Source organism: Streptococcus salivarius, assembly GCF_002094975.1.
In the GTDB taxonomy this organism is placed as follows: Bacteria; Bacillota; Bacilli; order Lactobacillales; family Streptococcaceae; genus Streptococcus; species Streptococcus salivarius_D.
The window spans coordinates 1213507-1229761 of record NZ_CP015283.1 but is presented as its reverse complement, the minus strand read 5'-3'; the positions used below and the strand labels follow the sequence as shown (position 1 = coordinate 1229761).

8 protein-coding genes and 1 pseudogene are annotated in these 16255 nt (G+C 40.3%); 2 read left to right on the top strand and 7 right to left on the bottom strand.

Going from position 1 to position 16255, the window contains the following annotated elements; all coding sequences use genetic code 11:
• Positions 1-66: 66 nt before the first annotated feature.
• From V471_RS05905 to V471_RS05885, 5 genes are all read right to left on the bottom strand, one after another.
• The gene (locus V471_RS05905) at positions 67-738 is read right to left on the bottom strand and encodes a hypothetical protein (protein ID WP_045772124.1); all 672 of its coding nucleotides are present in this window, start codon (positions 736-738) and stop codon (positions 67-69) included.
• Positions 719-1528 (bottom strand): hypothetical protein, encoded by an 810-nt coding sequence (locus V471_RS05900; RefSeq protein WP_045772123.1) that lies wholly within the window; start codon positions 1526-1528, stop codon positions 719-721. The genes V471_RS05905 and V471_RS05900 overlap by 20 nt, the downstream gene beginning before the upstream one ends.
• A complete protein-coding gene (locus tag V471_RS05895; protein ID WP_002886924.1) occupies positions 1522-2238 on the bottom strand; it encodes an ABC transporter ATP-binding protein in 717 nt (238 codons plus the stop codon). Before V471_RS05895 ends, V471_RS05900 begins: the two co-directional genes overlap by 7 nt.
• A gap of 367 nt (positions 2239-2605) precedes the next feature.
• A complete protein-coding gene (locus tag V471_RS05890) occupies positions 2606-6589 on the bottom strand; it encodes a mucin-binding protein (RefSeq protein ID WP_084871218.1) in 3984 nt (1327 codons plus the stop codon).
• 781 nt (positions 6590-7370) lie between these two features.
• The gene (locus V471_RS05885; protein WP_084871217.1) at positions 7371-11720 is read right to left on the bottom strand and encodes a glycoside hydrolase family 70 protein; all 4350 of its coding nucleotides are present in this window, start codon (positions 11718-11720) and stop codon (positions 7371-7373) included.
• Between the two features lie 440 nt (positions 11721-12160).
• On the opposite strand from V471_RS05885, the gene V471_RS05880 reads away from it, so the two are divergent.
• The gene (locus V471_RS05880) at positions 12161-12781 is read left to right on the top strand and encodes a MurR/RpiR family transcriptional regulator (RefSeq protein ID WP_232326829.1); all 621 of its coding nucleotides are present in this window, start codon (positions 12161-12163) and stop codon (positions 12779-12781) included.
• Between the two features lie 263 nt (positions 12782-13044).
• Here the strand turns inward: V471_RS05880 and V471_RS11480 are convergent, their stop codons facing one another.
• The gene (locus V471_RS11480; protein ID WP_269747140.1) at positions 13045-13491 is read right to left on the bottom strand and encodes an LPXTG cell wall anchor domain-containing protein; all 447 of its coding nucleotides are present in this window, start codon (positions 13489-13491) and stop codon (positions 13045-13047) included.
• A 4-nt stretch (positions 13492-13495) separates the two neighbouring features.
• Between V471_RS11480 and V471_RS11475 the strand changes: the two genes are divergently transcribed.
• On the top strand, positions 13496-15079 hold the full coding sequence (locus V471_RS11475; RefSeq protein ID WP_269747126.1) for a hypothetical protein: 1584 nt from the start codon (positions 13496-13498) through the stop codon (positions 15077-15079).
• A 593-nt stretch (positions 15080-15672) separates the two neighbouring features.
• Here V471_RS11475 and V471_RS11320 read toward each other — a convergent pair.
• Positions 15673-16191, bottom strand: a pseudogene (locus tag V471_RS11320) (hypothetical protein); the annotation flags it as partial.
• Positions 16192-16255 lie beyond the last annotated feature (64 nt).

Below are 16255 nucleotides of genomic sequence, written 5' to 3'. Positions count from 1 at the left end.
TCTCTTTTTCAATCAATCTATCTAAATTTGATGTTGTCTCATCTAATAAAACAATCTTTATTTGACTTACTTTAAAAATTCCTTCCTAATAAGGCAATAACTCGTAAAGAATAATCCAACAAGCCAAATTATGAATACAATAAAACGCATTATAGAATAGTTTGTATGTATTAGCTGAAAAACTAAATCATATATTATTACACTTGAAGCTATTGGTATAACCCTATCTATAAAAGGCAACACCAGTATAGGAAATAATAGCAAAATTGCAAGTGCGATCATTGAATTACCACATAAAAAGGAAAAAGAGTAACCCGCTAAAAAGTATATAACTGAACCAAACAAGTAGTAATAAAAATTTACTTCACTATGAGTACCCTGACTAAATATCATTACTATTAAACCTGCTAATAATGACTGTGTTAGACATTCTAGTAGGTCTATTAATAATATATATAATGTAGCTTTCACCCTACTTCCGTTGTTCAGGTAAACTTGCTTATAACTTTGTGTTTTCAATTCTACACTTGCATTTAAAACTCCATTCCCTAAAAAAGAGAACGATATTATAGTTAATAAGACAGAACTGCTAAAAGTGATAGAATCACCATTAACTTCGAATTTTAGGTATCTTAATAAACTTATTATAATAACAAATACTAACTGAAATAATAAATAAACCTGTACAGGTAATAAACTATATTTTTTATAAAACAAGCTATGCAATTGGCTTTTCATTCTTCTTCCCCCATTTTATTTTTTCTAAATAAAATAAACAAATCGTCGTAAGGAAAGTTTCAAATAGTAAAAGAATCGCTCCATATACTTGAGTTGTCTGACCGGCTTCGATCCTACTAAAAGCAAAAGACTTAGCTCCAATTAAAGGTAATAAATTACCTAAAATAGGAGAAATTGCCCTAAGTATGCCTGATAAAGAGAAAACTAACAACAGAACTATCACAATCAAAGAAGGAATTGATCTTTTTGTTATTTTTACAAGTAATAGAGAGAGTAAATTTAGTGTAATTGTAAAAGCTACTATTCTAATAAAAACATCAAGCATTAAGCCTATAGACAGAATACTTTGTAACTTACTAACTAACATGAATTTTAGAAGTAATGCATTTAATAAAAACAACGTAAAAGTCGTCGTTATTGAAATAGCAATTATACTAAATATCTGTGAAAACAATCTTATTTTCCAGTTAGCACAAATTAGTGATGAAAACTCATCCTCACCAAATTGATAATCAGTTGCTAGAATTAATGCTGACAATATAGGCAAAAATAATACTGTTGCTTGATACGGAGATGATAATATAGCATCTCTCACCGTTCTATAGGGAGTTTCAATTACATTTGGATCAATATTTACTGAGTTTGCAGCACCGGTGTGTAGTGCATTAATGACTTGAATATTTTGATAAGTAAAAAACAAACTAACTACAACTAAGATAAATAATCCCATTTTAAATAAAGTTAGATGGCTATATTTATATAAATACCCCTTTATAACTTGACTTAACATTTTACACTACTCCTTTCGTGTATAGAGCTAAAATAGGCGTTTTCAAAACTATCATATTGCTTCAATACTTGCTCACGTTTATCATTTAGAACAACGTGACCATTTGAAATACCTACAACTCTATCTACGGTTAATTCAAGTTCGCTCATATAATGGCTAGTTAATAATACTGTTTTTTCTTGTTTCACAAAGTCTTTGAGAAACTCTCTTAACCAACGGATTCCCTCTGGGTCTAAACCATTAATAGGTTCGTCTAAAATCAAAATATCTGGGTCTGCAAGTATTGCTGTTGCTAAACCTAATCTCTGCTTCATTCCTAAAGAATAATCTTTGATTTTTTTCTTACCAACATCTTTTAATCCAACAATTTCTAAACATTCAATACAACGTTGCTTACTGAGTCCACAAGAAAGTGCAATCCATCTTAATTGCTCATAACCAGTTCTACTTGGATAAGGTTGATAACTATCTAAAAAAGTTCCTACTATAGAGATTGGCTCAGCTCCTAACTCACTATATGTTGTTCCCAAAATAGTTGCCTTTCCACTATCAGCTGACTCCAATCCTAATAGTATTTTTATTAGGGTTGATTTTCCAGAACCATTAGGTCCTATCAAACCAGTAATCTCACCTTTATTAGCATGAAAAGTTATATTTGATAATACAACTTTGTCATCATATGTTTTATTTAAATTAGTAATATTAATCATTTTGCTTTCCTTTGACGAATAGAACCTTTTGAAATTTTGACAAACTAATGCTCTCACCAATAGGTTTACCATCAAGTTCCACCCATGCATATGCATTAAAAGAGGAAGTTTTAAAATCTGAAACCCAATCTGGAGAACGTCTTGTTATAGCGAAGGTACCTTTCACTATAATTGTAGTTTATCAATATATATTCGGAAAAAAATCAGAGTTAATAGTTTTACATATTTTTAATTAAAAAATATTCTGAGATAGTCTTTAAACATCTGATTTTAGATAAGAAATAATCCACAAAAAAATCCCAAGTGCACAACGCAACTTGAGATTTTCTTTCTGTCTGGGCATGCCTGAGTCTTTCAGGGCTTTATATTATTTGTCCTTTTGATCTTTGTGATCTTTTTTATTTTTCTTTTTACGTCCGTTGCGGCCAAGTCCTAGACCTGTTACCGATACGGTGAAGCCTGCGATATTGATGGTTTCTTCAATCTTACCTTTGCTTGCTTCTTCCTCATTTGAGAGATTAATTGGCATCTTGTGTTTAGAGCCTTTACCCTCGGCTTGGCTTGAAACAGGTGCTTCAAAGTCATCGCCTGGTCCATAAGTGACTGGTCCGTCATGAGCTTCCACTTGCTCTTCGACTTGGTCGAGAACTTCTAGGTCTTGGATTTCTTCAACAAGGATATCGTCTGCCTTGTCTTCCTTAGGTTTACCGTTAATATCGCCTGTAAGCGGGATATAAATAACGGTTTCCTCAAGGTTACGTTGACCTACTGTCTTGCCTTCAACCTTGTCCTTATCAGCGCTGTAGCCTTCTACTTCAGGAGTGATGACTGTTTCAAACTGACCTTTATTTGAAGTCCAGTAGCTTGAACCAAGCTCTTCACCTGTAACCTTATCAATAGTCAAGCTACGTGTCCATTGAGCAGTTTGGATGTTATTGGCAGGAAGTTCTGCTTGTCCATCGCTAGATGTGTAGAGAACTGTGAAGGTTACGTCTTTGATGTAGCTTTCGCGTTCTGGCCATTTAGCACCATCAGGATTTGCTGGGTTGATTGGTGTACCAGCTTCTTGAATGTTATCTGGACCTACTTGAACGGTACCATGACGAAGGGTAACCATGAAGTTTTGGTCAACATGTGAATCGCCATCAAAGATCACACCGTTTGTGAAGCCATCAGCAAGAAGGGTATAACCACGGTCGCTATAGTACTTGATACGTTCGATTGTTGAGTATTCAATCACTTCACCTGATTTACCAAGCAAGTCGACCACTTCAAGTTTCTTACGAGTTGTACCGTCAACATAAGTGACTGTAGCTTTCTGAGCATCCTTGAGGTAAGTAACCACTTCCATGATTTCAGGTGTTTCCACAGAAACCTCTGTCATTTCAGCGACTTCTATACGGTCTGGTGTAAATCCGACAACCTCAGGTGAAGGCACAGCTGAGAAGCCAGCTTGAGTACTTGACCATGCTTCATAATTGATAGCGCCTGTCACAAGGTTAACATTAGCCAAACGTTTGAAATCAAGAACTTCAACGTAGTCGTCGCTAGCCAAGCCACCTTCTTCGAAGACATACTGGATGGTACGTGTCACATCGGCACGGTTTTCAAGCATTTCTACGCTATTTGGCCAAACTGGGCTATTCACATCATTTGGATCTACGACTTCACCTGCAACTGGTGCTGGCATATCTGGGTCGATAAGAACCAAACGTTCACGAAGAACTACTTCGAAGACTTGATCAAAGTCAGAATCACCATTGTAAGTGTGGTCAAAGGCTTCTGCATAACCATCGTTAACAAGTTCATAACCTTGTTTGAGCAAGTTTGCGATTTGTTCATCAGTAGAGTAGTCAATCTTCTCACCTGAGCTTCCGACAACAACATCACGAGTCAATTCTGACTTATCAAGCTCATTCATGTAAAGGATAATAGCTTTTTGCTCATCCTTAGCATAAACCACGTTGGTATCTTGACCTGGGTGTTCTGGAGTAATAAAGGCCTTTTCAGAAATGTAACCAAGAACATCTGGAACGACTGTTTCCATAGCCATGGTTGGATCTTCTGGATCGTTGTTGTAGCTTGGAGTAGGTGCATTTTCAATAGGTGTACCATACTCATCTACTGGAATAATCTTACCAAGTTCTGTGTAAGTAACTGTATCTTCCACTTCTGGAAGGTCTGGGCGAACTTCAAGACCACCAGCTTGACGTTTATCCGCATAGAATCCTTCAACAACTGGAACTTCTACAACATCATAAGTGAAGCTTTCTTGATCCCAAGTGCTTGTTTGTTCCACTTGGTTAAACTTACCGTGGAAGCTGAAGCTATCTTGAATGTTGATAACTGGATCTTTGTAGCCTGCACCTTGGAAGGTAACCATTTGTTTCGTATCTTGTGTGATATCATCCAAGATTGGTTCGTAAACCAAAGTTTGGTCCAGGCTGAGGTCAATTGGCAATACCAATTCACTTTCAGCTTGGTAGCCAGCAACTTGTGGTGCTGGTGTTTCAATAACTTGCGTAGCATCTTGAGGATCATTAGCATAATGAACTGGCTCTGCATCCGCTATTGGATTACCAAAGGTATCAACAGGGATAATCTTACCGAGTTCTTTATAGACAACACTGTCTGTGGCTTCTGGTTTATCAGGTGTAACAACCTGCATACCAGCCACAGCCTTGTCCGCATAGTAACCTTCGATAACTGGGACATTAACCTTAGCATAGGTATGGCTGTCTTGATCCCAAGTGTAAGTGTCTTCTGCTTGGTTGTATTTACCAGTGAAGGTAAAGTCAGACTGAATATTAACAGACGGTGTTGCTTCGCCAGCTCCTTTGAAGAAGACAGTTTGCAAGGTTGGTTGCGTTACATCTTCAAGGATTGGAGTGTACTCAACAAGAATATCGTCTGTCAAGCTCTCAGGCATGACACTTTGTTGCATTGGACGGTAACCCGGAATGTGAGGAACAAGTGTCTCACTAACCTTAGTTGGGTTATTAGCATCGTTGTTGAAGGTTGGCGTTGGAACGTTTGGAATCAAGCGTCCATTCGCATCAATAGGAATGATCTTACCAAGTGGAACGTAGATAATGGTTTCTTCGATGTTATCTTCAGTAACCTCTCTACCTTTAACCTCTACTCTATCTGCAAAATAGCCTAAAACAACTGGTGCATAGATGTCATAATACTTGGTCTTGTTTGGTGACCATTCTGTCTCATCAACAAGGTCACCTGTGACCTTGTCAAAAGTAAGGGTACGGACCCAATAAGCCTTTTGCACATCGGCATCCGGCAAATCCGCATTGCCATCTGTACTCTTGTAAAAGACTGTAAAGCTTACTTCTTTCTCGTAAGCATACTTAGATGGCCACTTAGGTCCATCTGGATTATTAGGATTGATTGGAGCATCTGGGACTTGTTCATTGTCAGGCCCTACCTTGGCAACATCGTGTTGCAAGAGAACAAACCACTCTTGATCATCAATATCCTTATCATCAAAAATGGCATCTTTAGGGAATTCGTCCTGAATCAAGTCATATCCCATGTCCTTGAAAGTCTTGATACGTGTTGCTGTTCCGTATTCAATCGCTTCACCCAATTCACCGGTCAACTGGTCACTAACCAAGTAAGCTCCGGTAGTTTCATCAATATAAGTGATGCTGGCTTTCTTGAAAATTTTACGATACACAACCGGAGTATCCCCTCCTGGTTTGTTCGGTACTACACTTTTAATATCTGTCATATAATCTTGAACAGCTGGTGTTGCTGTCTCACCCGCCTTTCGTGGATCTTTTTTGTTATTGTTATACTGCTTAGTCAAAGCACCTGGAATATATTCCCCATCTTCTGTCACAGGGATAATGCGTCCCAATTTCCTATAGGTCACATGTTCCGTTACCGTTGGCACATAGGGTGTGACAACGTTAAAACCCGCTTCCTTTTGGTCAGCGAAATAGCCCTGGACAACTGGTACCGGTATCTTAGGATAGGTATAACTGTCCTTGTCCCATTCGATTAAACCAGTCTTCCTATCTCTAGTTCCCGTAAAGACATGGTTTTCCATGACTTCAGAATCTGGAGTTTGCGAATCCGCTCCTTGAAAAATAATCTCTTGCTTAGATGGAATCCTCACGGTTTCCGATTGGGCATGACTATCAAAGAGAGCTTCGTCAGCTCTAGCAAAATCTAATGGAGAGGGGGCACGGTGGTCAGAGTGACGTTTTGGGCTAGTCAATAATTTAGAAAGATCTATAGTATCAACTAAATCAGTGTTCCCTGATCCGTGTGCGACATGCTCTTCGGCAGTTCTTGCTGCTGCTTCAGTCGCATCTTCCCTATAGGCTCTCAAAAATACTCCCCCTTTCTTCTTTTTATGAGAAATAAAATCCTATACTTGCCAAGTTCTCATGGAAATCTTTTCTATTAAGATTTCATTTTCCCTCAGAGAAGCTAACAAGCTTTTATCAAAAAATTAAATTTTTTGATATCTCTTATATATACTATAATACGAGAATCGAATTTTTACAAGTAAGGTGTAAGAACTTTAATCATTTTAACCCCCAAGTGAAAAAATAGCGTTTTAATGTGTAATATCTATCAAATGTTTTATGAAAGTGACATCAAAATGAGATTACACCGATATGATAAATGACGAATCTTTAATGGAGTTTTTTCTACCTAAAGACACTCTCTTAAGAAATACACTATAAACTATCACAACTACTTCTCATCTTTGAAAGGCTAGAACCTTACCTTAGATTATAAGGAAAGAACCTAAGAGAATGGCACAGAAAAAGTCTGTGCCTGGCCCTCAACTATGAAATGCTAAGAGTTAACTAGCATTGCTTTTAGTATAGAATGACTTTGATGCTTCATCAATAGATTGGAACCATTTAATGAGACTCCCTAGTTTCTCAACTTTCACGTATTAAGTTGTAAATAATTAATAACTTTTTTTGCATGATGACTTATTCAAGGGATTGCAGATGTAACGACCACTGTCAGACTATTATGACTAACTCAAAATAGTTTTAAAATCACTAGTTTCAGTCATCACCAAATCCTTAACGAAATCCAAACATGCCATAAAAACCGAGACTACTGTCTCGGTTCATACAGTTTAGAAACGATTAAATTTGACCTCGGCCTTCACCGTCAAAGTAAACCCACCATCCTGGACTCACTTCAACCCAACGGTTGACAGCCATTTCACCTGAATTTGGATCAAAGTAACGAACAACACCGTTCACGCGAACCAAATGACCTTTGATTTGTTTACCATTGTTATCAAAGAGGAGGTTTTGACCATTGATATTAACCATGCCTTTGACAGCATTACCATTACCATCGAAGTAATACCAGCTACCATCAATTTCGTGGAATCGATTACGGTAAAGCTCACCTGAGTTTACATCATAGTAACGAAGGTTGCCATCTACGTTTGCCAAAGCACCTTTGACCTGACGGCCATTTTGATCAAAGTAGAGGTCTTGACCATTGATGTTTTGTGAACCTTTTACAGCCGTACCATCATTATTGAAGTAAGCCCAAACACCTGGTTCGATTTCTGCGAATCGGTTACGAGCCATCTCACCTGAGTTAGCATCATAGTAACGGATAGCACCATTCTCGTTAACAGTGCGCCCTTTAACTTGGACACCATTGTTGTCGAAGAAGAGTTCTTGACCATTGATGTTTTGGTGACCTGTCACACGTTTACCATTACCATCATAGTATGCCCAAACGTTATTACCAATTTGTACGAATTGGTTACGGCCTGATGCATTATTATTGTTATCTGGTTTTGGATCTTGTTTACCATTTGCATTCAAGACACCGTTTTGGTCGTAGTAGAATACTTGACCTCTACGGTTTTGACGATAACCATCACGCAATTGCACACCATTAGCGAGGAAGAAGTATTGTTTACCATCGATAGTCTTTTCTCCGACTGCCATGCGACCTGAGTTATCAAAGTAGTAAACATTTCCGTCGTTATCTTTGATGAAGGCATTCTTAGCATATTGGCCATTGTTATAACGGTATCTTACAGAGAAGAGACGTTTTTCAAACTTACCACTGCCGTCACCATTTTGATTATCTCCATTTGTTGATTGGTTGCTTCCTACTACTTTTGGAAGGCTAACCTTACCGCCATTTGTACCGTAGTAACCGTTGAGGCCATTCTTAAGTACGTACTCTGAGCCACGGTCAAGAATGTTAGTACCATTCATGTATTTAGCAGACCACTGTGTAATCTTCTCGTCAGTAGTCATACGTTTACCAGTAGAGATTTGAACACGGTCAAAGATTTGTGGGTAGAGACGTTTCAATTCATCAAGGAAGGCACCACCATATTTACCTTGGTAGTCATTACCAAAGGTACGTGTTTTAGCAGCGTAGAGGCTATGATCGATGATTGCACCATCTTTAGTTTCACCATAGTTATTAACACGAGTTGCAGTAACCACTTCGTCACCTGGAAGGTTGTAGATTTGGTCTGGAACCCAGTCAGCAATCGCTGAGATACCTACAGCGTGGAGTGATTTAAGAGCTGCTTTCAAGTCAGCCAATGAACCGTACTTATTGTCCTTACTCATACCAATATCATAACGGTCTGTAAAGGCATAACCATTTTGGATTACTGAGTCAAGGAAGCTACCGTCATCACTTGAAACGTACTGTGGTGCAAATTCGAATGATGTGATACCCCATGATTTGAAGAGGTTTGCATTTTCAGCAATCTTCTTATTAGTGTATTGTGATGGATTTTGAACGAAGTCTTGGAAGTTAGAGAAACCTTCGTAGATAACTTGTGAATCAAGGGCAGCATTTGATTCGTAAACCAAACCACTGCTGTTCTTTTCTTTACTTGGTGCTACACGCACGTCTTGATTTTCAGAAGCACCTACTGGTACCCAAACGGCAAGGTAACCATCAACTTGAGGGTTACGGATACCACGAATTTCATTTGCACTAAATGTCAAATTACCGTTGCCATCAGTGTATTTAACAATACCGTTAGCATCGCTGTCATTCAAGTAAGTAGCCACACCATCGTTTGTTGTCAAAAGCAATGGACGATAAGCTTGGTTACGGTGAGCCGCACCCATGTTAATTGTCAAGTTGCTTGTCAAACGAAGGGCAGGTTGGTTTGAAACGATAACTGCCATACCTTGGTTACGTGTCTCTGCCGTACCAGTATCAGAAGCACTGTTAGCCCCTGTACCATAACGTACAGATGTCAAGACACCTGCAGCATCCCAACCATTAGTATTACCATAACCGATGTAGTTAACCTTCATATCTTGACCACCGGCTGCATAGCGGATACGGCCTTTCAAGAGGGTTTCGATAGCATCATAATATGGTGATTTTTGAGCCATATATTGACCATCATCTGTGTACATGTCTCCATAGTAAACACGTGGCACAGTGTCCTTATGCGTAAGCATCAAGGCATATGCTGATGGGATGTTATATTGTGTGTATTGCTTGTTAGCACTACGCATGTCTTTGTTGTAGATTTCAAAGGCTTTCTTCATTTCATCAAGCGTGAAGGTATTCCCTGTTGATTGAGGGTTGATTTCATTTTTGATGATTTGACCAATGATTGATTGTACCTCTGAATCGTGAGCACGAACAAAGGCGTAGTTAGCCATGCGTTTAGAGTTTTTACCACTTTCAGAACGGTCATTCAAACTATTTGAAATGAGTGGTTCAACCCCTGAGCGGTTACCAATTGGACGCAAGAGTGAATATACCAATGCTAAGTGCATAGGGTCATCCATTGGCAATTGGGCACCTTTAGTGTCTTCATTGTAATAGGCATCGTTGTGAGACCATGCTTCCAAGATAGACAAGTGTTTAATGGCTTGATCTTGACTTTGATCAGCACCATATTTAGCTTTGAAATAATCTGAAGCAATTTGGAGAAGGTCAGCATTGACATTATCCACGGCATCGACACGAACACCATCGAAGTTTTCATCTTCAGAACCACCAGTAATAGTACCGATGTTCATGATGTAGTGGAGCCAGTTCAACTGCTCAGCCTGAACCGCTGGATTTGAGTTGTCAATATCATTTGCCAACAAGAACTCGAAACCACCGTTACTTGTATCCTTAGTATACTTAGGATTGTGTTTACCTGTTTGACTAGTTGGTGTGCGGTTCAAAAGACGATAATCTGAGTTAGCATGGCTTGTACGACTATCGTTGTTATAGAGAAGGGCACCACCTTGCAAGTGGTCATTATTATCAAGGTTTTCAGAAGTTGAATTCCAACCTGGTTGGGTCTTCACGAAATTTTTGATAGTTGTACGCAACCAGTCAGTGTTACCTTCACGCGCAATACGTTCTTCAATACGCTTTTGAACTTCAAGTGCTGCTTGGTCCATTTGGGTTTGTGAGCTGAATGACGTATAGGTCTGATTGGTACCGAGACCTTGCTCCTTCATGTAGTTGAGGTAGCTCGCTTGGATAGCCTTGCTTGGCCACCAAACTGTAAGCAATGGACGTTTGTCATTTTCAGTTGAGGCAGTCCACTCTTTACCATCTTTCAAGATTTCTTTTGGACGGTACCATGTGTTGGCAGTGAAGTAACCATCAACAAGTTCGATATCTTTATCAGTTGTACCGTAAAAGGCATTTTTATCACCATTTACAGTAACGTTTGTGTTTGTGCTGTCAGCTGATGAACCTGTTCCACCGTTCTTATCGAAACGGTATTCTTTTTGGTTAGACAATTCACCAGTTTCAGCGTTAAAGTATTGGCTTCCACCGATACGTTCAAGAACATAGTTCTTACGAATAGTGCCATCATCTTCAACGTAGTATTGTTTTCCATTAATAGTTTTGATGTGGCTTGGACCATCAGTTACGACATTATTAGTTGCTGGAAGGTCGTTATTTACTACTGTGACAGTATTGTTGGCATTATTTGTATTGCCGTTAACTGGGGTAGCACGACGGCCTCCTGTAGGACCACGGCGAGCACCAGTCGCACGACGTTCAGTTGTCGCTGCGCGATCAGTAACTGTTGTTGTGTCAGTTGTAGTATTGTTATTTGTTGTATCAACAGCTGTATCATTGGTTGCTGTTGTATCGTTTGTAGTTGCCGCACGATCAGTACCGACAGTCGCTACCGTATCAACAGCATTCGCTGCAACTGTATTTGTTGTATCAGTTGTCAAATCGAAAGTTGCTGTTGGAGTTGCTTGGTCAGTTGCGACATCGTTTGTCGCTGCAACTGCTGTAGTTGGATCCTGAGCAGCCGTTGTATCGTTAGATACAGTACCCGTATCAACAGTAATATCGGGGATGGCTACAGTAGCATCCGTATGTTCGTCTGCCTGAACGACACCGTCGTTAGTTCCTAAAGAAACCGCTGAGACTGCACCGAGAGACAAACCTGTCACTGCGATGGTTACCCATTGTTTCTTAACTTTGTGCATTTTATAATGTACTTTTTTGTCCATAATAAAAAGACTCCTTTTTCCCATTTATAGCTTCATTCTAAATCATTGAAAGCTTTTTTTCAATAAGATTCGATAAATTTTCATATTTTTTAGAAAAGTCCTTTTGTTGTTTTAATAATATTAGTTTTTGATGAGTATTTAGAAATATAAAATATTCATTTTTTATCGTTGAGGGAAAGAGAATTGGGAAACTATAGCTATTTAGAATTATTCTTGATAAGCTTTTTTGCTTTTAACCTTAATCCAAGAGAATCTAATGGAAAAAGACCAGATTCTTAAGACTTCTCCTCTTGAAACACTTAAAAACACTAACTTAAGCAATATATCAGGCTGTAGAGATGATGTCTTTTTTAGGATAATTTCTCATACTGAAAATAAATTCTAACTATCTAAGCCATTCACTACTTACTGAGCTGTAAGAGGAAGTTATAGATTATCTCATGCGTCAGGAAGAGGTTGAAAATATTACCCTCAAGGCTATTGCCAATGAACTCTTTATTTCTTCTTATACTGTTATCCGTGCTTGCAAGAAACTAGGTTACCAGACCTATAATGAACTACGGTATGACCTGCGTTTATCAAAAGAACTTAAGAAGAATCAAGCCAAATTAGAACATAACTCCTTTGAACAACTCAAAGAACAACTCCACGTCGAGTTCGAACATACCTTATCCATCCTCTCAGAGCAAGATTTCCAAAGCTTTGCAGATAAGATTCTTGAGGCTAGACGTATTTTCTGTATCGGCGTGGGATCTAGTTACATGCCTATGACCGACTTCAACCGCAAATTGAAACTGATCAACATTTGGACCAACGATTATTTTGAACAATTCAGTATTGAACGTATTAAAGTTATTGTGACACCTCAGGACGTCATTATCGTCTTCTCACTCGGTGGAAAAAGCAAGGATGTCAATAACAGTATCTTACAAGCCAAAAGACATGGGGCAACTGTCTTAACTATTACTACTTTAGGCAATCACCTACTTTCTAAAATCAGTGATCACATGATTTTTGTCTATGATGCCCCAAAAAACGTGAAAATCTGCGTTCGCATTTGATGTTCAATTTGGTTGGAAACTTGTTATTTGAAGTCATTCTAACAGAGCAACAACGTCGCTCATCCAGGTAAAATGTAATACTAAATTAGGAGGTCAGTTAAAGCTGACCTCCTTTTTCTATTTTATTGTTGCTGTTTGTTTTTGAAACTTTCACAACATCTCCAAATCAAAAAACACCTCCTAGCTAGACTGCATATCTAACATGAAGGTGTTTTTTACTGTGCTTATCTGAGCATTGTAAAGACTATTACAATCCTAAAATACTAATAATCTTCGTCCTCTTCTTCATCTTTCTTCCGTTTGGCAAGAAAGACAAGACCAGTTGCCGTCGCTAAGGCACTGAAGAGTGTAGCTAACGACGATTCAGTTTCTCCAGTCTTCGGAAGTTGTTTGACTTCAGTATGATCCTTAGGAGACATACTTTCAGAGCTTGAAGCACTAGCTACAGACGTAGGTGATGAATCACTAGCACTGATTGACACACTTTGAGATGCAGAGATACTTGCACTCGTTGAGGCACTCTGTGACGCTGAAGTACTTGCGGACTCACTGGCGCTGGTTGATGCACTCATGGAAGCACTGGTACTTGCTGAAGTTGAAGCACTTACTGATAGAGAAATCGAGGCCGATACTGACACACTAATCGAATCAGAAACAATAACACTATTAATATCAACACTGTCAAGGGAGTGAATCGCAGGTTCTCCCATACTTGTGATAACTGAGCTTGATGCCGACGTACTTGCTGACTCTGAAGCACTTGTTGAGGCACTCATGGATGCTGACGTACTTGCGGACTCTGATGCGCTCGTTGAAGCACTCTGTGACGCTGACGTACTTGCCGATTCACTGGCACTTGTTGAAGCACTTTGCGATGCGCTTGTACTTGCCGATTCGCTCGCACTTGTTGAGGCACTCATGGATGCTGACGTACTTGCGGATTCGCTCGCACTTGTTGAAGCGCTCATGGATGCCGACGTACTTGCGGACTCTGATGCGCTCGTTGAAGCACTCTGTGACGCTGACGTACTTGCCGATTCACTGGCACTTGTTGAAGCACTTTGCGATGCGCTTGTACTTGCTGACTCTGAAGCACTTGTTGAAGCGCTCATGGAAGCCGACGTACTTGCGGATTCACTGGCGCTGGTTGAAGCACTTTGCGATGCACTGGTACTTGCCGATTCACTCGCACTTGTTGAGGCACTCATGGACGCTGACGTGCTGGCTGATTCTGATGCACTGGTTGAGGCGCTCTGTGACGCTGACGTACTTGCGGACTCACTGGCGCTGGTTGAAGCACTCATGGAAGCCGACGTACTTGCGGATTCGCTCGCACTTGTTGAGGCACTCTGTGACGCTGAAGTACTTGCCGATTCACTTGCACTTGTTGAAGCGCTCATCGACGCTGATGTGCTGGCTGATTCGCTCGCACTTGTTGAGGCGCTCATCGATGCTGACGTACTTGCTGACTCACTGGCGCTGGTTGATGCACTCATCGATGCGGACGTACTTGCCGATTCTGAAGCACTTGTTGATGCACTCATTGATGCCGATGTACTTGCTGATTCGCTGGCGCTGGTTGAGGCACTCATAGATGCGGACGTACTTGCGGACTCTGATGCGCTCGTTGATGCACTCATGGAAGCACTTGTACTTGCGGATTCAGATGCACTTGTTGAGGCGCTCATCGATGCTGACGTACTTGCGGACTCACTCGCACTTGTTGAAGCGCTCATCGATGCACTTGTACTTGCGGATTCACTGGCGCTCGTTGAGGCGCTCATTGAGGCCGAGGTACTTGCTGACTCTGATGCACTGGTTGATGCACTCAATGAGGCTGAAGTACTTGCTGATTCACTCGCACTCGTTGAGGCGCTCATGGACGCTGACGTACTTGCCGATTCTGAGGCGCTGGTTGATGCACTTTGCGATGCGCTTGTACTTGCGGATTCTGACGCACTCGTTGAGGCACTCATGGAAGCCGAGGTACTTGCGGATTCGCTCGCACTTGTTGACGCGCTCATGGACGCTGACGTACTTGAGGATTCGCTGGCGCTGGTTGACGCACTTTGTGACGCCGACGTGCTGGCTGACTCACTGGCACTCGTTAATGCGCTGTGTGAAGCTGAAACACTTTCAGAGGTTTTTTCAGATTCACTTGTCGACATACTTTCCGAAGCACTGGTACTTGCAGATTCCGAGGCACTCGCTAAGGCACTCATTGACGCTGATGTTTTTGCGGATTCACTGGCGCTGGTTGAGGCTGACATACTATCCCTATTAGGGGTAACTGTATAGGGTACCTCCAATTCATAAGTGCTACTAAGGCCTGTTCCGTCAGGTAAGGTTGTAAATCTAACAGAATAAGTGAATCGTCCAGGAGTACTAATATCTGGTAAGTCTGAGCTGACAAAATTTGCAGATAAGATGGCCGATTGTGAAACCGAATCTGCACTATACCATTCACTTGGCGTATAGCTATTATAATAATCCTCATCATCAACATCTTGTTCAAATGTATGAGAAACACCCTTCACCTCGATAACTTTATGTTTCAGAGTAGTTGTACTCACCAACAACTCTGAACTATTTGAAGTTGTCCCATAACGACCAACATCATAGGTTCGGGTAATCGTATAGTTAAATTCACCTGCCGTTGCCGTTGACAATGGCAGAGTTGTCGTTGTTGAAGATGTAGAGTTATTGGTCCATTTGGTTGTGTAAGATTGGTCTGTCACATCAGATGTGAGATACGCATCTGCATTTGAACCATTGTGAAGATTTTGACCTTTAAAATCATAAATAGGTGTTTTAGCCTCAATCTTAGGTAAAACCTTATAATTCACATTAACGGTTTGCACAGAACCGTCTGAATAGGTTACTTTTGCAACAGCTGTTTGATTCCCCGAAGTAGTCGTTGAAATCGGCGTTGACCAAACAAGACTATAACCAGAAGCTGCAGGTGTTGTACTTTCATTTGAAGCGACCGTCACAAATTTACTTACATCGGAAAGATCCGAAGCTGTTTCACCCTGCAATGTGTACACAGTTGTTGATTTGGCAGAGGCTGTGTAAATTTCGTTTTGTCTGATTTTATGGAAAGCATAGGTAATTCCTTGGTTACCCGTAACAACTTTCACAGTATTACCAAAAACATAGCCCTTAGCCGTAGAAACGTTTGTTGCTTTTAGCGTATAACCACTAATAGCAAGGTATTCTCCCAAATCTACATTCGTTCCAGGAGTTTTCTGAATCAACACTTCATTTTTTCCAGGAATCTCTTCCCCAGTGTCTGCATCAATGAATTTCACCGTAATGTAGGCACCCTGAGCTGAATAGTCAAACTTCTCCAATTGGAATTGCTGTAAATTATAACCGGAACCCGTCGAGCCAAAGAGCGCAAAGGCCATTTCATCAGGATAGCCAGCATTTTGTAACAGGCTTCTGCTCTTATTCTCGTTTTTTATGACACTT